The 18778-nt window shown below is 54.7% G+C and carries 18 protein-coding genes; 7 read left to right on the top strand and 11 right to left on the bottom strand.

Annotated features, from left to right (window positions below; genetic code table 11):
- The 8 genes from hemF to sufC all read right to left on the bottom strand — a co-directional run bounded on the left by hemF (position 1) and on the right by sufC (position 8406).
- A complete protein-coding gene (hemF, locus tag BLR09_RS05275; RefSeq protein ID WP_093198721.1) occupies positions 1–897 on the bottom strand; it encodes an oxygen-dependent coproporphyrinogen oxidase in 897 nt (298 codons plus the stop codon).
- Between the two features lie 5 nt (positions 898–902).
- The gene (locus tag BLR09_RS05270; RefSeq protein ID WP_093198719.1) at positions 903–3530 is read right to left on the bottom strand and encodes a penicillin-binding protein 1A; all 2628 of its coding nucleotides are present in this window, start codon (positions 3528–3530) and stop codon (positions 903–905) included.
- Between the two features lie 153 nt (positions 3531–3683).
- Entirely contained in the window at positions 3684–4118 is a 435-nt protein-coding gene (locus tag BLR09_RS05265; RefSeq protein WP_093199667.1) for a BrxA/BrxB family bacilliredoxin, read from the bottom strand.
- Between the two features lie 29 nt (positions 4119–4147).
- Positions 4148–4459: an SUF system Fe-S cluster assembly protein gene (locus BLR09_RS05260; protein ID WP_093198716.1), complete on the bottom strand. Its 312-nt coding sequence runs from the start codon at positions 4457–4459 to the stop codon at positions 4148–4150.
- 27 nt (positions 4460–4486) lie between these two features.
- Positions 4487–4912, bottom strand: coding sequence for a SufE family protein (locus BLR09_RS05255; RefSeq protein ID WP_093198714.1), 426 nt, complete (start codon positions 4910–4912; stop codon positions 4487–4489).
- Between the two features lie 17 nt (positions 4913–4929).
- Positions 4930–6168, bottom strand: a complete 1239-nt coding sequence (locus BLR09_RS05250; RefSeq protein WP_093198712.1) for a cysteine desulfurase — start codon at positions 6166–6168, stop codon at positions 4930–4932.
- 129 nt (positions 6169–6297) lie between these two features.
- On the bottom strand, positions 6298–7614 hold the full coding sequence (gene sufD / locus BLR09_RS05245; RefSeq protein WP_093198710.1) for a Fe-S cluster assembly protein SufD: 1317 nt from the start codon (positions 7612–7614) through the stop codon (positions 6298–6300).
- Positions 7615–7647: 33 nt separating this feature from the next.
- The gene (sufC, locus tag BLR09_RS05240) at positions 7648–8406 is read right to left on the bottom strand and encodes a Fe-S cluster assembly ATPase SufC (protein WP_093198707.1); all 759 of its coding nucleotides are present in this window, start codon (positions 8404–8406) and stop codon (positions 7648–7650) included.
- A 241-nt stretch (positions 8407–8647) separates the two neighbouring features.
- Between sufC and BLR09_RS05235 the strand changes: the two genes are divergently transcribed.
- From BLR09_RS05235 to BLR09_RS05215, 5 genes are all read left to right on the top strand, one after another.
- The gene (locus BLR09_RS05235; protein WP_093198704.1) at positions 8648–10078 is read left to right on the top strand and encodes an arginine deiminase family protein; all 1431 of its coding nucleotides are present in this window, start codon (positions 8648–8650) and stop codon (positions 10076–10078) included.
- Positions 10079–10261: 183 nt separating this feature from the next.
- Positions 10262–11203: a citrulline utilization hydrolase CtlX gene (gene ctlX, locus BLR09_RS05230; RefSeq protein ID WP_093198702.1), complete on the top strand. Its 942-nt coding sequence runs from the start codon at positions 10262–10264 to the stop codon at positions 11201–11203.
- Positions 11200–12081, top strand: coding sequence for an SDR family oxidoreductase (locus tag BLR09_RS05225; protein WP_245689870.1), 882 nt, complete (start codon positions 11200–11202; stop codon positions 12079–12081). The genes ctlX and BLR09_RS05225 overlap by 4 nt, the downstream gene beginning before the upstream one ends.
- Positions 12082–12234: 153 nt before the next feature.
- Complete coding sequence (locus tag BLR09_RS05220; protein WP_093198700.1) at positions 12235–12537, top strand: DUF7674 family protein; 303 nt, start codon at positions 12235–12237, stop codon at positions 12535–12537.
- On the top strand, positions 12538–13086 hold the full coding sequence (locus tag BLR09_RS05215) for a GNAT family N-acetyltransferase (RefSeq protein ID WP_093198698.1): 549 nt from the start codon (positions 12538–12540) through the stop codon (positions 13084–13086). It abuts the gene before it with no gap.
- 67 nt (positions 13087–13153) lie between these two features.
- Here BLR09_RS05215 and BLR09_RS05210 read toward each other — a convergent pair whose 3' ends face one another.
- Positions 13154–14089 (bottom strand): M20/M25/M40 family metallo-hydrolase, encoded by a 936-nt coding sequence (locus BLR09_RS05210; RefSeq protein ID WP_218126610.1) that lies wholly within the window; start codon positions 14087–14089, stop codon positions 13154–13156.
- A gap of 213 nt (positions 14090–14302) precedes the next feature.
- On the opposite strand from BLR09_RS05210, the gene BLR09_RS05205 reads away from it, so the two are divergent.
- On the top strand, positions 14303–16438 hold the full coding sequence (locus tag BLR09_RS05205; protein ID WP_093198695.1) for an alpha-L-fucosidase: 2136 nt from the start codon (positions 14303–14305) through the stop codon (positions 16436–16438).
- 35 nt (positions 16439–16473) lie between these two features.
- Here the strand turns inward: BLR09_RS05205 and BLR09_RS05200 are convergent, their stop codons facing one another.
- Entirely contained in the window at positions 16474–17397 is a 924-nt protein-coding gene (locus tag BLR09_RS05200; RefSeq protein WP_093199660.1) for an NADP-dependent oxidoreductase, read from the bottom strand.
- A 91-nt stretch (positions 17398–17488) separates the two neighbouring features.
- On the opposite strand from BLR09_RS05200, the gene BLR09_RS05195 reads away from it, so the two are divergent.
- Positions 17489–18328: an AraC family transcriptional regulator gene (locus tag BLR09_RS05195; protein WP_093198693.1), complete on the top strand. Its 840-nt coding sequence runs from the start codon at positions 17489–17491 to the stop codon at positions 18326–18328.
- On the opposite strand, the gene BLR09_RS05190 is transcribed toward BLR09_RS05195, so the two are convergent.
- Positions 18329–18775 carry a DoxX family protein gene (locus BLR09_RS05190; protein ID WP_093198690.1) on the bottom strand — a complete coding sequence of 149 codons (447 nt, stop codon included), beginning with the start codon at positions 18773–18775 and terminating at the stop codon, positions 18329–18331. It abuts the gene before it with no gap.
- Between the last annotated feature and the right edge of the window lie 3 nt (positions 18776–18778).

Below are 18778 nucleotides of genomic sequence, written 5' to 3'. Positions count from 1 at the left end.
CTAGATCCAGGCAATGCCTTTATGAAGTTTCGAAAGTGTCAGCTCCTCCGGACTTCCTTCTGCCGGGTGATGATCATACTCCCAGCGGGCAAGGGGCGGAAGGCTCATGAGGATGGATTCCGTCCGGCCATTGGTTTCGAGGCCGAATTTCGTACCCCGGTCGTGTACCAGGTTAAATTCTACGTACCGGCCGCGGCGGAGAAGCTGCCAGTCGCGCTCCTGTTCCGTATACGGCTCGTCCTTGTGCCGGGCAATTAACTCGGTATAAATCGGGGCAAAAGAGCTGCCTACGGCTTGTGTAAACGCCCAGAGGTGTTCGGCAGCTGCTTCATCCGAAGGCTTCTGATGATCATAAAAGATACCTCCTACGCCGCGCGTCTCGTTCCGGTGGGGCGAGAAGAAATAGTCGTCGGCCCAGTTCTTGAAACGGGGGTAATAGTCAGGTGAAAAGCGGTCGCATACCTCTTTCAACTGCTGATGAAACCAGCGTGCGTCTTCGTCAACAACATAATGCGGCGTCAGGTCTATGCCGCCGCCAAACCAGCAGGTACCGTTCGAAAGCTCGAAGTACCGCACGTTCATGTGAATAATCGGAACTTTCGGGCTGACAGGGTGCTGGACAATAGACACACCGGTCGCAAAAAAGGACGTACCCTCTTCCACGCCCAGCGAAGCCCGCATCTGAGGATGAATCTCCCCGTGAACCGCTGAAAAACCGACGCCTCCTTTTTCCAGTACGGCGCCGTTGGCGATCACGCGGGAGCGCCCGCCCCCGCCGCCCGGACGTTCCCAGGTATCTTCCCGGAAAGTGGCCGAGCCGTCGGCCTGTTCCAGTGCCTGGCAAATGGAATCCTGAAGCCCCTGAAACCAGGCGGCAATGCTATGTTGATCGGGCATGAAACTCAATTGTTGATTACGTTGCTGTCGACTGGCGCGGCAGGATCAATGATCGGCGGCGCAAACAGGTCTTCCAGCGAATCGCCTTCGAAGTAGTTGGTCGTGTCGCTTTCGATCGGTTCATACCAGATCTGGCTACACGATTTGTACTCTTTCGAAATCACCAGGTTCAGCTCTTTCTCGCTCGGGAAAGGCTGGAGGGTATAGTATCCCTTGTTGAGGATACGGAGCATGAAGTCCTTGTATATCGGCAGGGCGGTCTGGGCGCCTTCTCCGCGTTTTCCCTTGAAGTGAATACTGCGGTCATCGCCTCCGACCCATACGCCTGTAACCAGATCACGGGTGACGCCCATAAACCAGCCGTCGGAGTAGTTGGAGGTTGTTCCGGTTTTTCCACCAAAAGAATCATACAGCGTCTGCCGGGTGACACCCTTCGGGTTGAAGTCCCACAGCAGGCGCGACGAAGTACCGCCGCCTGTAACCCCCGCCTGGAGCATATTCCGGAGCAGGAAGGCCGACTCCGGGCGGATCACCTGCGTACGGTTTTTCACAGCATCTTCCGTGAAATCGGCGATGACTTCACCGTCACGGTCTTCAATCCGGACTACGAGCTGCGGTTCCATTTTGAACCCGCCATTGATGAAGGTTGCATAGGCCTGCACCATTTCATACAGCGAAACGTCTTCCGAACCCAATCCCACAGAAGGTACAGCCTGCACGCGGCTCTTGATGCCGAGTTTATGGGCATAGTACACAACCGTATCCGGCGTGACGAGGTCCGTAACCTGCGCCGCTACCGAGTTGATAGACCGGGCCATCGCTTCCCGCAGGGTCATATTCCGGCCGGTGAAGTAGCCTTCGGCGTTTTGAGGAGACCATGTCTTTACCTCGCCTCCTTCTTCGTATTGTTTGGTAAATGCCTGATCCCGAACCTGATAGCAGGGGCTGAGGTCACGCGGACCATCGATCGCCGCACAATACATAATCGGTTTGAACGTAGACCCGGGCTGGCGTTTGGCCTGCCGGACGTGGTCATACTTGAAGAAAGAATAATCCAGACCACCCACCCAGGCTTTGATATAGCCGGTATTAGGATCCATGGAGAACATACCTGCCTGAAGCAGTTTCTTGTAGTACGAAAGGGAGTCGTACGACGTCATCGTCTGCTCTTTCTGGACAAACTGCGGATCGCCTTCCTTGCGGGCCTTGTCGTTCCAGGTAAAGAAACCGGAGGTACGCTTGATTTTCTTCAGGTGATATTGGATGGAATCAGGCTGATTCGGAAAGCGCTTGGCCAATGCCTTGTACGCTTCGGTGCGTTTCGCTGCCGAATCAACGAAATTCGGTATTTCCTGCCCGTTTTCGTAGATCCAGGGGTTGCGGTTACCCCAGTGGTTGCCGAAATCCCGCTGGGTTTTGCGCATGGTTTCAACTACAGCGCCAACGGCTTCCGTCTGCAGGCGCGAATCGATCGTCGTGTAAATCTTCAACCCGTCGGTATACAAATCGACGCGCTCGTCGTTCGCTTCTGCCCATTTGTTCACGACTTCAGCAATGTATTTCTTGAAATACCCTTCGTAGCCGACGGCTTCTTCTTCCTGCAGGGCCTTTTCCCGGTCTGTCCGGACGCCCAGGTCCGTCTGCGAGAGCGAATCCGCCTCTTTCGGCTTCAGGTAGCCGTACTTCGCCATTTGCCCGAGTACAACATTCCGGCGTTCTTTCGAGCGGACCGGATTGAGGAACGGGTTGTAGCTGGTTGTCGCTTTCTGAAGACCGACCAGAACGGCGCCCTCCTGGATATTCAGTTCCTGCGGCTGTTTGCCGAAATACACACGGGAAGCGGTGCGGATACCATAGGTATTAGAACCAAAATCTACCGTGTTGAAATACATCAGCAGAATATCGTCTTTTGAGTACTGCCGCTCCAGTTTCATGGCCGTGAGCCATTCCTTCGATTTGATAACAAAGAAGCCGAAATAGGGAATCGAGCCCAGAATACCCTTCCGGATAATACCCTGTTTCTTTCGGATCTTAAATAGATTTTTGGCTACCTGCTGGGTAATGGTCGATCCACCACCCCGTTGGCTTCCGGTGATAACACCGAAAAATACCCGGCCCATCGCCGTCCAGTCGATACCGTTGTGGTCGTAAAAACGGGAATCTTCCGTCGCGACAAGCGCGTCAACCAGCGGTTTGGGCAGCTCGCCGAACGTACGGACGGGCGTCCGGTTTTCGGTAAAGAAGCGGCCGAGCGGCTTGCCGTCGGCCGTATAAATCTCCGATGCTACTGCCAGATCCGGGTTGGCCAGCTCTTCGGTGCTGGGCATTTCCCCGGTGAGGTAAAGGAAGTTGGTTTCGAGAATGAAAAAGTAGATCAGCCCGGCCAGTCCGATCTTTCCGACAACACTGACAATGCGTCCGGGCCAGGGATGTTTCTCTTTGAAGGAATAGTAAGGGTTCCGGATGCGGTCATGCCAGAAAGCCGCTGTTTTGGCTTCCGCGGAAAGGTATTTGTCTCCCAGCAGGCGGACCAGCAGCTTCCGCACCAGGTTCCAGACTTTGGTAAAAACCCAGACGAAGGGAAAACAGATGTATTTCCAGAGGGTATTGAAAAAGTGGCGAATTTTTTCCATGCAGTCACAAGCGATCCTTGTCAAAAGGATTCGGCGAAGATAAGAAATACCTGCAAAAAGCAAGCCCTCCCGGGATGAACTCGGGAGGGCCTGGGTTGATCGGCATGAAATACGGTACGGATAAACCGGCGCCGCTTTCCGCCGTGAGGATACTTACGCTTCAGCCGGAGCGCAGAACTCGTCAAACACCATTTCCAGGTGCTGGGCGATGATTTCTGCCGGGCGACCTTCAATATGGTGACGTTCTACGAAGTGAACCAGTTCGCCGTCTTTGAAGAGCGCTACTGCCGGAGAACTCGGGGGGTAGGGCAGGGTGTATTCCCGCGCACGTGCTGTAGCTTCCATGTCTACGCCGGCGAAAACCGTGACGAGGTGATCCGGCTTGTACTGTGAATGCTGTACCGCCCACTTGACGCCCGGACGGGCCGTGCGGGCAGAGCAACCGCATACTGAGTTGATAAACAGGAGAGTAGTGCCTTCCTTGGCGATCTCCATCGTCTTGTCTACTTCTTCCGGCGTATGGAGTTCCTGGAAACCACCGTCAGTGATGTCGAGGCGCATCGGGAGCACCAGTTCGGCAGGGTACATGGACATATCTTTGTTGTTAGTTTGATTACTTACATAAAACCTAATTCGAGCTTCGCTACATCCGACATCATGTCCTGGCTGTAGGGAGGGTCGAACGTGAGTTCAACCGATACATCGGCGACGCCTTCGATTTCCCGCACTTTCTGCTCGGCTTCTCCGGGAATGGTTCCGGCGGAAGGGCAGGCGGGCGACGTCAGCGTCATGAGAATATACACGTTATTGACCGGGAAAATCTTGATGTCGTAAATCAGCCCGAGCTCGTAGATATCGACCGGAATTTCCGGGTCATATACCGACTTGAGCGCATTTACAACCTTTTCCCGCAGTTCCGACTCCGACATGGGAAGTAGAGGACCGTCCGGTCCGTTTTATTGTTTGACCAATGAACTGAATGCCAGTCCGTATGCCTTCATCTGCTTGACCATCGAGGCCAGTCCGTTGGCGCGGGTCTGGGCCAGGTGTTGCTGCAGACCTACTTTTTCCATGAAGTACAGGTCGGCATTCACGATTTCCTCCGGCCGGTGTCCCGACAAAACCTGTACCAGCATCGAAATAAGACCTTTGACGATGATGGCGTCGGAATCCGCCTGAAACACGACTTTCCCGTCTTTCAGTTCGGCATGCAGCCAGACGCGGCTCTGGCAGCCTTTGATGATGTGATCCTCGTCACGGTATGCTTCCGGCAGGGGAGCGAGTTTCTTGCCGAGGTCGATGATGTACTCGTATTTCCCTTCCCAATCGTCGAAAAGATCGAACTCCTCGATGATTTCGTTCTGGGCTTCGTTGATGGTCATAGCTGCAAAATCCCGGCCTAAGCCATGAGTTTTTTTACCCGGTGTAATCCGGCTACTAATTTATCGATTTCTTCGGTCGTATTGTAGAGGGCAAACGACGCGCGCGACGTGCCGAGAATCCCGAAACGGTCCATCACCGGCTGGGTGCAGTGGTGCCCCGTCCGGACGGCAATACCCTGCTGATCGAGGATAATACCGATGTCCTGGTGGTGGATACCGTCGAGTACAAACGACAGCACGGAGATTTTTTCTTTCGCCTGGCCGATGACCCGGAGACCATCGATCTGCGTCAGTTGATCTGTAGCATACTGCAACAGGTGATTTTCGTAGGCAGCGATGTTGTTTTTGCCCCACTTGGCGATGTAGTCCAGCGCAGCTTTCAGCGCTACCACATCCGCGATGTTGGGTGTACCGGCTTCGAATTTGTACGGAAGGTCGTTGTACGTCGTCTTCTCGAACGTTACTTCCCGGATCATCTCACCACCACCCATGTAAGGAGGCATGGCTTCGAGCAGGGCTTTTTTGCCATATAACGCTCCGATACCCGTCGGACCGTAGAGCTTATGCGCAGAGAAAGCGTAGAAATCTACATCAAGCGCCTGTACATCAATGTCGATGTGGCTGGAAGCCTGTGCGCCGTCTACGAGCACGACCGCACCGACCTCATGTGCCTTGTCGATCATGTATTTCACCGGATTGACGGTTCCGAGCGAGTTGGATGCGTGGTTAAACGCGACCAGCTTCGTCCGTTCCGACAGCAGCGATTCATACGTTTCCAGGTCAAGTTCTCCGTTTTCGAGGACGGGAATGACCTTGATAACCAGCCCTTTTTCGCCGGCGATCATCTGCCAGGGCACGATGTTGGAGTGGTGTTCAAGACCGGAAATGATGATTTCATCGCCGGCTTCCAGAAACGCGCGGCCGTAGGTCTGCGCCACGAGGTTGATGCCCATCGTGGTACCGGACGTAAAGATGATTTCTTCGGTGGAAGAGGCGTTGAGAAATTCCTTGACGGCTTTCCGGGAAGCTTCGAAATCGGCCGTGGCCTTTTCCGCCAGGGTATGAATCCCGCGGTGGATGTTGGCATTGTAGCCCCGGTAGTACGACAGAATAGCTTCAATCACCGACACAGGTTTTTGCGTGGTGGCGGCGTTGTCGAAATACACCAGTTTCCGCCCGTTGACCTCCTGATCCAGAATGGGGAAGTCGGCCCGGACGCGCTCGATATCGAAGGGAATCACGGAAGTTGTCGTCATAAAACCGAGGTTATGTCAGTCTGGTAAATTCAGAAACGGCCAAAAGAGTTTCGCAAAGGCCGGATCTTTCGTGTATAAAAAAGACCGAAACGTGGGGTTTCGGTCTTCGTCCCGGGAAAGGAGTCAGGCTCAGATTTCGCCTACTTTCCGGGTAATGGCCGATTCCAGGTATTCCTGAATGGCCGGAATTTTGATTTTTTCAACCACGTCTTCGGCGAAAGCCAGCATGAGCAGGGCCCGTGCCTTGTCTTTGGGAATCCCGCGGGACTGGAGGTAGAAGAGGGCTTCTTCGTCCATCTGACCGGTCGTTGTACCGTGCGAGCACTTTACATCGTCGGCATAGATTTCCAGCTGCGGTTTCGTATTCATGGTCGCGTCACCGGAGGCCAGTACATTCTTGCAACTCTGGTACGCGTTGGTTTTCTGGGCATCTTCCCGGACAAAAATCTTGCCGTTGAATACGCCTGTCGACTGGTCGAACAGAATACCCTTATACAATTCGTTTGAATACGAGTTGGGTTGGGCGTGGTCCACCAGTGTATGGTTATCAATGTGCTGCCGTCCGTTGGGCAGGTATAGGCCGTAGAGGTGCGCCTCTACGTTCTCGCCGCCCATCACCAGGTTCAGGTTGTTGCGGACAAACCCTCCGTTGATCGTGACGGTCGTACCGTAGCTCTGACTCGATTGCGAATGGTGAATCTGCGTTGTGCCGATGTGGAAGGCTTTTTCGGTTTCGTCCTGCACCTTGTAGTATTCGAGGTGGGAATTTTCGCCGAGCGAAGCTTCCGTCACAATATTAGTGAAGGAGGTAAACTCGCCGAGGGTACGGAACGATTCCGCCACCTTGATTTCGGCGCGTTCGCCCAGGAGAATCAGGTTGCGGGGCTGTACGGCTACATTTTCGGTGCGCGCGTCGGCGATAAACCGGAGGACAACCGGCTCTTCCACGACCTTGCCCTTCGGAACGGAGATAAACACCCCGTGCTGGGCAAAGGCCGTATTGAGCGCAGTGAAGGCATCCTTTTCATCGTCAGCATAAGCGCCGAAATGCGTTTCCACGACCTCCGGAAACCGCTTCGCGGCTTCGGCGAAGGGCAGAATCACGACGTCGCTCTCGGGAGAGACAATCGTCGAAAGCTGGGGCTGAAACTGACCGTTGATGAAATAGAGAATATTCCCGGTCAGGTTCGGAATCTGAAGCGAAGAAAGGTCTTCGGCCGTCACACTCGCCGGAGGAGTCAGGCTAAACGGCTGACTGATCAGGTTTTTGACGTTCGAATACTTCCATTCCTCGTTCTTTATAGTCGGAAATCCCAGTTGCTCGAACCGCGTGAGTGCCAGGCGCCGGCGCTGGTGAAGCGGGCTGCGGCTCTCCCCGTTAAGGCGGGTTTCGTTCAGCTGGAACTCAGCAATCAGCTGGGCTTTAAAATCAATCGGAGTAGTCATTCGTTCACTTGTTGGCCGTGGATACTGTCGGAACTAGACGAGTTCGTCTACTTCCGCCTTGATCCAGTCGTATCCTTTTTCTTCCAGTTCGAGTGCCAGTTCTTTCGTGCCGGACTTGACGATACGGCCCTTGTAGAGGACGTGCACAAAATCAGGTACGATGTAATCAAGCAGACGCTGGTAGTGGGTAACGACGATGAACGAACGCTGGCCGTCGCGAAGGGTATTCACGCCTTCCGCCACGATCCGGAGCGCATCGATGTCGAGCCCGGAATCGGTCTCATCCAGGATCCCGAGTTTCGGTTCCAGCATGGCCATCTGGAAGACTTCGTTCCGCTTCTTTTCACCGCCGGAAAATCCTTCGTTGAGGGAGCGCGAAAGCAGCGACTGGTCGATATTTACCAGTTTCATCTTCTCTTTCATCCGCTTCAGGAAGCTCACCGCGTCGAGCGGCTCCTGCCCCTGGTATTTGCGGATTTCGTTAAGGGCGGTCTTTAAAAAGTTGGTCGTCGAAACCCCCGGAATTTCCACCGGATACTGAAATGCCAGGAAAATACCTTCGGCTGCACGCTCTTCCGGCGCCATTTCCAGGAGATCCTTCCCGTCGAACTCCACGCTCCCGCCGGTGATCTCGTAGTCTTGCCGACCCGCCAGCACCGATGCCAACGTACTCTTGCCGGAGCCGTTAGGACCCATAATGGCGTGAACTTCACCGGGTTTCACTTCCAGATTAATGCCTTTCAGTATCTGCTTCTCACCAATGGATGCCTGAAGGTTTTCTATTTTAAGCATAGCTGCTTGGTCAAAGTAAGTGTTTCAAACTGCAAAGGTAGGGCGAAAAGGCCAAACAATGCCTTTCTTGAGTGGATAACTTGCTTTTCAGGGGATTGGTTCGTCCCGGGGAAGGGCATTCGTACCCCATTGGAAATTTTTCTGCGAATAGCTACAATAGGCCCGGTTTTAGCTGTTTTAAGGAGATTTTCATTTTTTCGGCTGAAGGGAATCCGCCTATCTTGCAGCAAACTAGTGCCGTATGAAATCTATTTTTGTAGCGAGTGAAGTTGGAACCCTGAAACGCCTTCTGATTCACAGCCCGGACTCCGGTCTGGGGAAAGTAGTCCCCTCCAAAGCACAGGATTGGCTCTTCGAAGACATCGTCCACCTGGATACCATGCGAAAGGACGAGTACGATTATTACGTCAAGATCCTCCTGTATTTCCTCGATCCGGAAAAGATCCGGGGAAAGATCGCTGCCATCGACGCGGATACCTCCCGTTCGTTTTACAAGCCCGACCACCCGCTGTACTTCAACTCCACCCGGGTTATTGAATTCCAGAAACTGCTGGCGGATATTCTGGAAGAGGAGCTGGTCCGGACGAAGCTGGTGGCTGCCATCTGCGCCGTCGAACACGAATGGTATACTACCCAGTCCGAACTGAGCGATCTCGCGCCGGTAGACCTTGCCAAGACCCTCATCTCCGGTACTACGCCGGCTGGGGAGATGCTCTTTGCGCCGGTTCCGAACTTCATTTTCACGCGGGATATTGGTATCACGATCAACAATCACCTGCTACTGAATAAGCCGGCCAAACAGGCCCGTACCCGGGAAGCGCTTCTCGCCCAGTATATTTTTTACAACCACCCTGTCTTTGCCGATATCCGGGGAAAAATCATCGAGCTGCCCGACAACGAGCTGTATTTCCTCCTCCCGGACAACGAAAAAGACTATAACAAAACGACCCTCGAAGGCGGAGACGTCATGATGGTAGCTCCGAACCACTTGCTGGTCGGCGTTTCGGAGCGTACAACGGTGTTCGCCGCCCAACAGACCATCAAAATTCTGTTTGACCGGGAAGTAGTCGACAAAATCACCGTCGTCAAAATACCCTTCAAGCGGGACTACATGCACCTCGATACCATTTTTACCCAGGTGAAGAAGGATGTCTGGGTGGTGCTCGGTTCGCTTGCCCGGAACGGCCGCCATACCGACGACCAGATCGATGCCACCATGAGCGGGCTTATTCCGCCCCGGGCCGACGAAGAAGTCAAGATCGTTCAGTTTTTCAAGGGAGAAAACCGTCCGAAGGAAATCGAAAGCCTGGAGGAATTGCTCATCCAGATCAGCGTCGAAGACCTCGGCTGCCGCCGGGACAAGGTCCGGTTTATCTATTCCGGCAACAACGAATTTCCCTACGGCGCCCGGGAGCAGTGGACCGACTCCTGCAACCTGCTCGCCCTGAAGGAGGGAGTCGTCATCGGATACGACCGCAACGACAAAACGCTCGAAGCCTTCCGGCAGGCAGGCTTCCGGACGGTACGCGCGGCGGATCTCCTGAACGAATTCGAAACCGGTACTTCCGATCCCGAAACCCTGACCGATACCTTTATCATGCTCCCCAGCGCCGAACTGTCCCGCGCCCGCGGCGGATCGCATTGTATGTCGATGCCGCTGCATCGGGAGTAGAGTTTTCGGTTTACAGTTTTCTGTTTTCGGTTGGGGATTGGGAGAGTAATGTGAAAAGTGTAGTAATTGTTTGGAAACCAGTTTATTAATGGCGAAAAAAACTGAAAACTGAAAACTGAAAACTGAAAACTGAAAACTGAAAACAGTTTTTCTCATCACAACTAAGACCTCGCACACATACCTATGAGAAGCCAATCAACCTCCCATGTACTCATGATCCGGCCGGTGAGGTTCGGATTCAATGAACAGACGGCTTCCTCCAATGCCTTTCAGGACGTGGAGATGGCCGATAAAACGAAAGAACACGCACAGGACGAAGCCCTCGACGAGTTCGACGAAATGGTTCGCCTCCTCCAGGCCGTCGGCGTAGACGTGCTGGTCGTGGAAGATACCCCCGAACCGCACACCCCCGATTCCATCTTTCCGAACAACTGGGTGAGCTTTCACTTCAACGGGACGGTGATTACCTACCCGATGCAGGCAGAAAACCGCCGCCTCGAACGCCGGGAGGATATCCTTAATCTCATCGAGCAAAAATTCTACATCAACCGCCGGATAGACCTCTCCGCCTTCGAAACAGAAGGAAAATTTCTGGAAGGAACCGGCTCGATGGTGCTCGACCGCAAGTACAAAATCGCCTATGCGTGCCTCTCGCCCCGCACCAACGAGGACGTGCTCGACGCTTTCGCCCTTCAGATGAACTACGAAGTGGTGAAATTTCATGCGACGGATGAAATGGGCCGGCCGATCTACCATACCAACGTACTCCTGTGCATCGGCGACCTCTTTGCAGTGGTTTGCCTTGATGCGATAGCCGATCCCGACGAGCGGTTCATCGTCCGCAGTTCCCTGGAAACGTCCGGACGCCAGATCGTTGAAATTACCCATGAGCAACTCCGCCACTTCGCCGGAAACATGCTGCAACTGCGCAACGGAAGAGGCGAGCAGCTGCTGGTCATGTCAACCCAGGCCTACGACAGCCTGACGCCCCGGCAGGTCGATACGCTCGACGATTACTGCCAGATCCTCCACACCGATTTGCATATGATCGAAGGAAACGGCGGCGGATCGGCGCGCTGCATGATTGCCGAAATTCACCTTCCTGAAAAATACGGAGCCCTATGATCTACCAGGAACCCATGCTCCGTGACGGGGCACTGAACGGCAAAACCATCATCGTGACCGGCGGCGGTACCGGCCTCGGGAAATCCATGTCCCGGGAATTTCTCCGCCTCGGGGCGAACATTGTCATCTGTTCTCGCCGACAGGAAGTCATCGATGCCACGGCAGCGGAGCTATCGGCGGAGACAGGCGGGGCCGTACTCGCCGTTCCATGCGATGTCCGGAAATACGAAGAAATCGAAAACGTCCTGGCCAAAGCCCTTGAACGTTTCGGACAGGTAGACGGCCTCGTTAACAACGCTGCCGGCAACTTCATCAGCCCGACCGAGCGGCTGAGCCACAAGGCATTCGAGGCCGTAATCGGTATCGTGCTGCAGGGCTCTGTCAATTTTACCCTGGCGCTCGGCAAGTACTGGATCGAAAAAGGGCAACCGGGGACGGTCGTCAGCATCATCACCAGTTACGCCTTTACCGGAACGGGTTACACGGTGCCCTCAGCGGTATCGAAAGCCGGCGTCCGGATCCTGACGCGCTCGCTGGCGGTGGAATGGGCCCGGCATAAAATCCGGCTGAATAACATTGCTCCGGGGCCATTTCCGACGAAAGGCGCGTGGGACCGGCTCTTTCCCGAACAGGTAGCCAAACTGCTGTCGCCCGAAACCCGGGTACCGGCTGGCCGTGTCGGCGAACACCAGGAGCTGGCCAACCTGGCTGCCTACCTCATGTCGGACTATTCCGCTTACATTACAGGTCAGGATATTACGATCGACGGAGGAGAATGGCTGAAAGGCGCCGGTCAGTTCAGCAACCTGGAGGCAGTACCGGACGAGGAGTGGGACGAAATCGAGCGGACCATCCGCCGCAGTACCCGTAAAGAGTAGTATGAATCCTTCCGTTTTGAAAACCTGTTTTTCAGAATGGAAGGATCTTTTTCTTTTCCTGAAAAGAATATCCTTGATCGACAGGGAGTTGCGAAATACAGGCACGCTGGCCCGGGTTTGGAGAACCTTCGGATACCAACAAATTACCCTGGTATGTTTCCGACTGCTTGTTCCGGAAATGCTTCCCACGAAGGTTTCCGCCCTGTTTCTTCTCTTCATCACCTCCGGGATATTACCCTGGAGGCCATGGCCTCAGCCGATCCGGAGGCCCTCCGTCAATGCTTTTCCCAGGCAGAAATCCTCCTGACTTATGGCTCCGATCAGGTCAAAACCCTGACCGGCTCCATCTATGTTTATGCGCTTGAGCATGGAGAGCTGGCCCGCGAGGTATGGCTGCCGATGCTGCCGCCCGCGCTTCGTCGGGAGTACTTTCGCCAGATCAGCCACGCCGAATAGATGAAAAAGCGGGAAGACGACGGGTTTGTCATTGAGATTGCTTCCGACAAACACGGAGACCTGGCCGAAGGGATCGGACGGGCCATGAGCGAAAGTGCTGCGCAGCGCGGTACGGGAATAGGCGGCCGGACACCGGAGTTTATCCGGCGGAAGATGCGTGATCACCGGGCGATCATCGCCACTTCGGCGACGGGAGAATGGGCCGGTTTTTGTTACTACGATGTGTACGAAGGAGGAAAGTATGTCTCTCAGTCGGGATTGATCGTTGCGCCTCAGTTTCGGGGGCAAAAACTGGCAGCGAAACTCAAAACCATTCTGTTCCGACTCTGCCGCAGGCTGTTTCCGAAGGCGAAATTATTCGGCATTACTACCGGCACGGCGGTCATGCGGATGAACGGGAAGCTGGGTTTTCAACCGGTTGGTTTTGAGTTACTTACGCAGGATCCGGGATTCTGGGAAGGATGTAAGCTCTGCCGCCACCATGACATACTGGAGCAGACGGGCGGGAAGTATTGCCTGTGTACCGGTATGCTGTTCGAACCGAAATAAATGTCTGTGTATTCTGTGAAGTCTGTGAGAAAAATATGGCTCACAGACTTCACAGAATACACAGACATTATTGAACGGGTGTAAAAACCAGCTTCGGTTGTTTCAGTGCGTTTTCAATAACCTGAATTTCCAATTTCAGAATACCCTCTTCCGCCTGGTAATCAATCTTGTCGGCATCGTCGGTAGGCTTGTGGTAGTCCGGGTGCCCGCCGGTATGGAAGAAGAGGACAGGGATACGCTTGGCATAGAATGCGGCGTTGTCAGAGCCGCCGTTTCCAGGCCGGTCGGTGAAGTACTTCACGGAAGCATTGAGGTTCTGAAAGATTTCCGGCCAGCGATCGCCCGTACCATATCCGCCGATTCCGACGCCACGTTCAGGGTTGTACCGGCCGATCATGTCCATGCAAATCATGAAGTTCATTTTGGCGAGCGGCAGGGTAGGGTTGAGGAGGAAGTACCGCGAGCCGATCAGGCCGAGCTCTTCCGCTCCGAAAGCCATGAAGAGAAAGTTGTATGATTCTTTGACGTCGTTTCCGGAGAAGTACCGCGCCAGTTCCAGCAGGCCCGCCACGCCCGACGCGTTGTCGTCGGCCCCGTTGTGGATCTGCCCCTGCGGGTTTTCGGCGAGTGAACTGCCCTGATTACCCGTGCCGAGGTGATCGTAGTGCGCGCCGATGACGATAGTATTTTCAGCTCCGTTGTCCAGAAAGCCGATGACGTTACGGGCCGGCCGTAGGCTATCGGGTACCACCACCCGCCGTACCTTCGCCGTGAATGCCTGGTAGTAGCCATCGGTACCGAGCGGCTTGAGGCCATATTTTTTGAAATGGCGGGCGATATAGGCGGCCGCTTTTTCGTTTTCGGGACTGCCGGTACCCCGGCCTTTCATCTTGTCGGATGCCAGGAAACGGATATGCCTGGAGAGCCTCTTCGCAGTAGGCGTGATGTCGCGGCCGTAGGACGAAAATCCGGCCAGCAGAAGCAGAATGAGAACTTTTTTCACAGCAGTGATCAGTAAAACAGTAGTCAAAGGTAGAAGACGGGGGCCGGCTTTTCCTAACCATCGGGCGGGGAAAAGACCCTGAATCCGCCCGCTCGGTAAATTGAAGCGGGTATAGACGCGGTTCGGTGCGTGTTTTGAAAGATATTGGTTACTTTGGCCATTGGTTCTTCCCGCCGGAAGGCTGATCCTTTGAGACGCTCAACCGACAATCACATGAAGCCTATACGTTTACTCCTGCTTGCGTTGCTCTTTCCCGTTGCCGCCCATTCCCAGTCGCCCGCCCTTACTGCCTGGAAAAACGACAAGTATTCCATGTTTATTCACTGGGGCGTCTATTCCGTTCTGGGTGGGGTATGGGAAGGCAAGCCGGTCACCCGCGGTTACAGCGAACAAATCCGGGCACATGCTGCCGGTTTGTACTCGGATACGTATGAACGTGTAGCTAAAACGTTCAATCCCACTCAATGGAATCCCGACTCGGTTGCGTTACTGGCCAAAGCAGCCGGTATGCGATCCATAGTGCTGACGTCGAAACATCATGACGGTTTTTGCATGTTCAAGTCAGCCTATACCACCTTCAACATGGTCGACGCTACGCCGTATAAGCGGGACGTCGTCAAAGAGCTGTCTGAAGCCTGCCAGCGCGCCGGGCTGCGGTTCGGGTTGTATTTCTCGCTGATCGACTGGCATTTCCCGGGTGCATACCCCATTTCAAGCTCCAATTCCGATCCCATTCCGGATTCTCACCACGAATACAACAAAAACCAGGTAACCGAACTGTTGACCCACTACGGCCCGATTTCCGAGCTGTGGTTTGACATGGGGTCACTCACGGCAAAACAGAGTACCGAACTGCGGGATCTGGTGCACCGCCTCCAGCCGGATTGCATGGTGAGCGGGCGACTGGGTAACGAGGCCGGGGATTTTTGCGTCATGGGCGATAACGAGTATCCGAACTATAAAATCGCTACGCCGTGGCAGACGCCCGCCTCCATTTACGACGAAACCTGGGGATACCGCTCCTGGCAGGAGCATGGCCTGGCGTCAGACAAAGCCCGGGAAAAACTGGTGGCTCTCCTGAAAGTCGTCAGCCGGGGCGGCAACTACCTGCTGAACATCGGACCGAGGGGGGACGGAACCGTGGTCGACTTCGAACGGGACGTACTTCTCCGAAACGGCGAATGGCTCCGCAAAAACGGAGAGGCCGTCTACGCTGCCTCTCCGAATCCGTTTCCCGAGGCATTCGAGTGGGGCGAAGTAACCACCAAAGGAAACAAGCTGTACCTCGCCGTAACCACCCTGCCGAAAACCCGGTCCGTGCTGCTGCCACATGTGACGGGGCAGGTGAAGAATATCTACCTCCTGGGCAGCCCCGGCGCTTCTGCTTCCTATCAGCGGCAGGGTAATGGCCTGAAGATTATGCTTCCGGGAGAAATCAAGTCGGTGCGGGATATCCCCGTCATCGTCGTGGACTTTCAGAATGGCTACTCCGTTCCGGCTGCCAACCTCGAAACCGTCTACAAATCCCAGCGCCCGAAAGTACTTGACCAGCGAAATGCCGAACCGCATTACAGCATCGGCGGGATTGACTACAATACGTATTTCCGGGGAACGGTCAGCCAGTCGTGGACCGTCCAGACTCCTGCAGCGGTGAACTGTAAGCCTGTTCTGGTCTACACAGAGGAAGAAAAAGGTAAATCGATCGACTTTTCGATTGACGGAAATACGGAGACGGTTGTGCTCGACGGCGACCCTTCCGTTCGCCTGCCGCAAAACGGCCCGATTTTCTGGGGATCAACCTATACCCACCCGGTGGAGTACTCCGGTATTGCCTGGCCCGGGGTGACCGGAATGATAGAACCCTCCAAACCCTGGCCCAGGACTACCGACCCTGCCTGGCGGGCCACAAACTGGAAGCACGCCGACGAGCATGAACTACCGGCAGAACCGTCCCAAAGCTGGTTTATCCTTCAGGAAATGACGGCCGACAAGGCCCGTCAGGTACTCGTCGAAATCCGCAGCGGCGATGGCCTCGCCGTATGGCTCAACGGGGAAGAACTCCTCGTCCGGAATAGTCCGGAAAAAGCCGAAACCAACCGGAATGTGGTGTTATTACCACTGAAGTCGGGGCGGAATCAGCTGGTTGTCAAACTCTTCAACCAATACCACGACAAGGTTCCGGTGCTGATTTCCGATGATATTCCGCAACTGATTTACCGCAAGGAACTTACCCCGGTAAAATGGGCGAAGGAAAGCGGACATACCATCGAACTGAAGCTGGCCAATCCGCCTTCGCCACACCGGATTCTGGGCCTGCCGAATCTGTCGGTCGAACTCGGAACACGGTAGCAAAAAGCCCGATCCACGGAGACCGGGCTTTTTGCTTATACCGCCACTACTACTTTTCCCCTTGTCCGGCCGGAGGCTACCTGCGCATGGGCTGCTTCCATCTCATCAAACGGAAACACCGCTGAAACATGGGACCGGAGAGCCCCGGAAGCGAGAAGCGACGCAATGGCTTTCATATCTTCTCCATTCGAGGAAACCAGAAAGAAATAGGCATTAACGCCCCGCTCACGGGCGAGGGTTTCGGTGTCTGCTACCGCATTGCTCGGAATGGTGATGACCGTTCCGCCGGGCCGGGTGGCGCGGATGGACCGCAGGGCGTTATCTCCCCCGAGGGTATCCAGAATAAAATCATACTCCCGGTCGTCGAAAGCTTCGCGGTGATAGTCGATATGCCGTTCAGCTCCGAGTGAAAGCACGAAATCCCGGTTGACTGCCGAGGAAGTTCCGGTAACAACAGCGCCGAGGTGACGCGCCAGCTGTACCGCATAGTGCCCGACACCTCCCGCTGCGGCATGAACGAGTACTTCCTGACCGCGCTGAACTCCGGCGTGAGTGACCAGCGCCTGCCAGGCCGTCAGCGCGGCGAGTGTTGCGGCGGCGGCTTCTTCGTGTGTGACCGTGGCAGGTTTCCGGGCCAGGTGTGCAGCCGGCGCGGCAACGTATTCGGCATATGCTTTGCCGTGTCCGGGAAAGCGGACCATACCGAAGACTTCGTCTCCAACGGCAAATTCCGGACTATTGGAGCGAACAACCGTCCCCGAAACATCCCAGCCGAGGATCAGCGGATTTTCGGTGCTGAGCCGGCCGTACATACCCTTGCCGGCCCGGGTCTTGACATCTACGGGATTGATACTGATGGCTTTGGTTTGAATGAGTACTTCGCCTTCGGCCAGCTCCGGAACCGGAAGGTCTGTGAGTTGGAAGGCACTTTCCGGATGGGGTAATACCAGGGTCTTCATGGATTTGCTGTTGGTTTCCGGAGGCAAATTTCCGTGAGGAAACGATCATTATTCCGGTATCCTTTTCGGGACTTTCTGTAAAATTGCAGGTATGTTGACGGAAAACCTGTACCAGCCTTTTGAAGTGAGTTACCAGGAACTGACCGAATCTCCGGTTTCCGCTCACAAGCATACCTTCTTCGAACTGGTGTATATCCTGGACGGGACAGGGCGCCAGTGTATCAACCAGAATACCTTCGATTACCGCGGCGGGCATCTGTTTCTGCTCACGCCGGAAGACTGCCATTCGTTTCAGGTCAGCAGTACTACCCGCTTCTTTTTTGTTCGTTTTCAGGAAGTATACCTGTCTGACGGCTATAAATCCGACGATTGGGTTCGCCGAATAGAGTTTATCTTTCTCAATGCTACGCATACGCCCGGCTGTATCCTGCACAACCAGAGCGACAAAGCCCTGATGCGGGCGCTGATGGACGGGCTGATGAAAGAATATGTCAACCAGGAGCTCTATCACCGGGAGGTCATTACGCAGATTATCCATACCGTGCTGATGATCGTTGCCCGCAACCTCGCACTCAAACTACCCGAAAAAATACAGAAGCAGTCCGCAGAAACGACCATCCTGCAGATCATCCGGCATATTCAATCCGGCATCTACCAGCCCGAATCCCTGCGGGCGGAGCAGATTGCCTCGCGTTTCGGGTTGTCCGTCAATTACCTCAGTGAGTATTTCAAAAAGCATACCGGAGAAACGCTTCAACAGTATATCATCGGCTATAAAATGAAGCTGGTGGAAGCCCGGCTGCTGCATAGTGATCTGCGTATCAATGAAATAGCGGATGAACTTCAGTTTACGGATGAAAGTCACCTCAACCGCCTTTTCCGGAAGTACCGCGGGATGAGCCCGACGGAATTCCGGAAAAAACGGGCCTGACTACCAGCTGAAAAACCAGATCCACCCGATAAAAAATACCTGTAGCGGAATCCGGATCCAGAGGTATTCGGGGCCTGCTCCATCGCTCGTACCTTTCTGGTAATCAACCCGATGCAATGCTGCATAGATGTTGACCGGCAGCACGAGCAGCAGGAAAACGATTAGCCAGCCTGCCGCCAGGTGCCGGTATTGCGGGAGGAGCAGGCCGACCGCACCGGCGATTTCCGCCAGGCCTGTCAGCCACACCAGTTCCCGGCGAAAGGGAATAACGGGTGGCATCATACGCACCATTCCCGGGGTGAACATGAAATGCCCCATGGCCGTAAAAAGCAGCATCGCTGCCATGGCGATGTTCCCGGCCAGGACAAGCCGCCATTCCTGGCTCCAGAGCCATAGCCCGGCAATCGCCAGAATAAAGGTAAAAGTGAGAACGTAGAGCGGTTTCATCGG

This window comes from Siphonobacter aquaeclarae (assembly GCF_900103285.1).
Classification (GTDB): Bacteria; Bacteroidota; Bacteroidia; order Cytophagales; family Spirosomataceae; genus Siphonobacter; species Siphonobacter aquaeclarae.
This window is presented reverse-complemented; position numbering and strand designations above follow the sequence as displayed.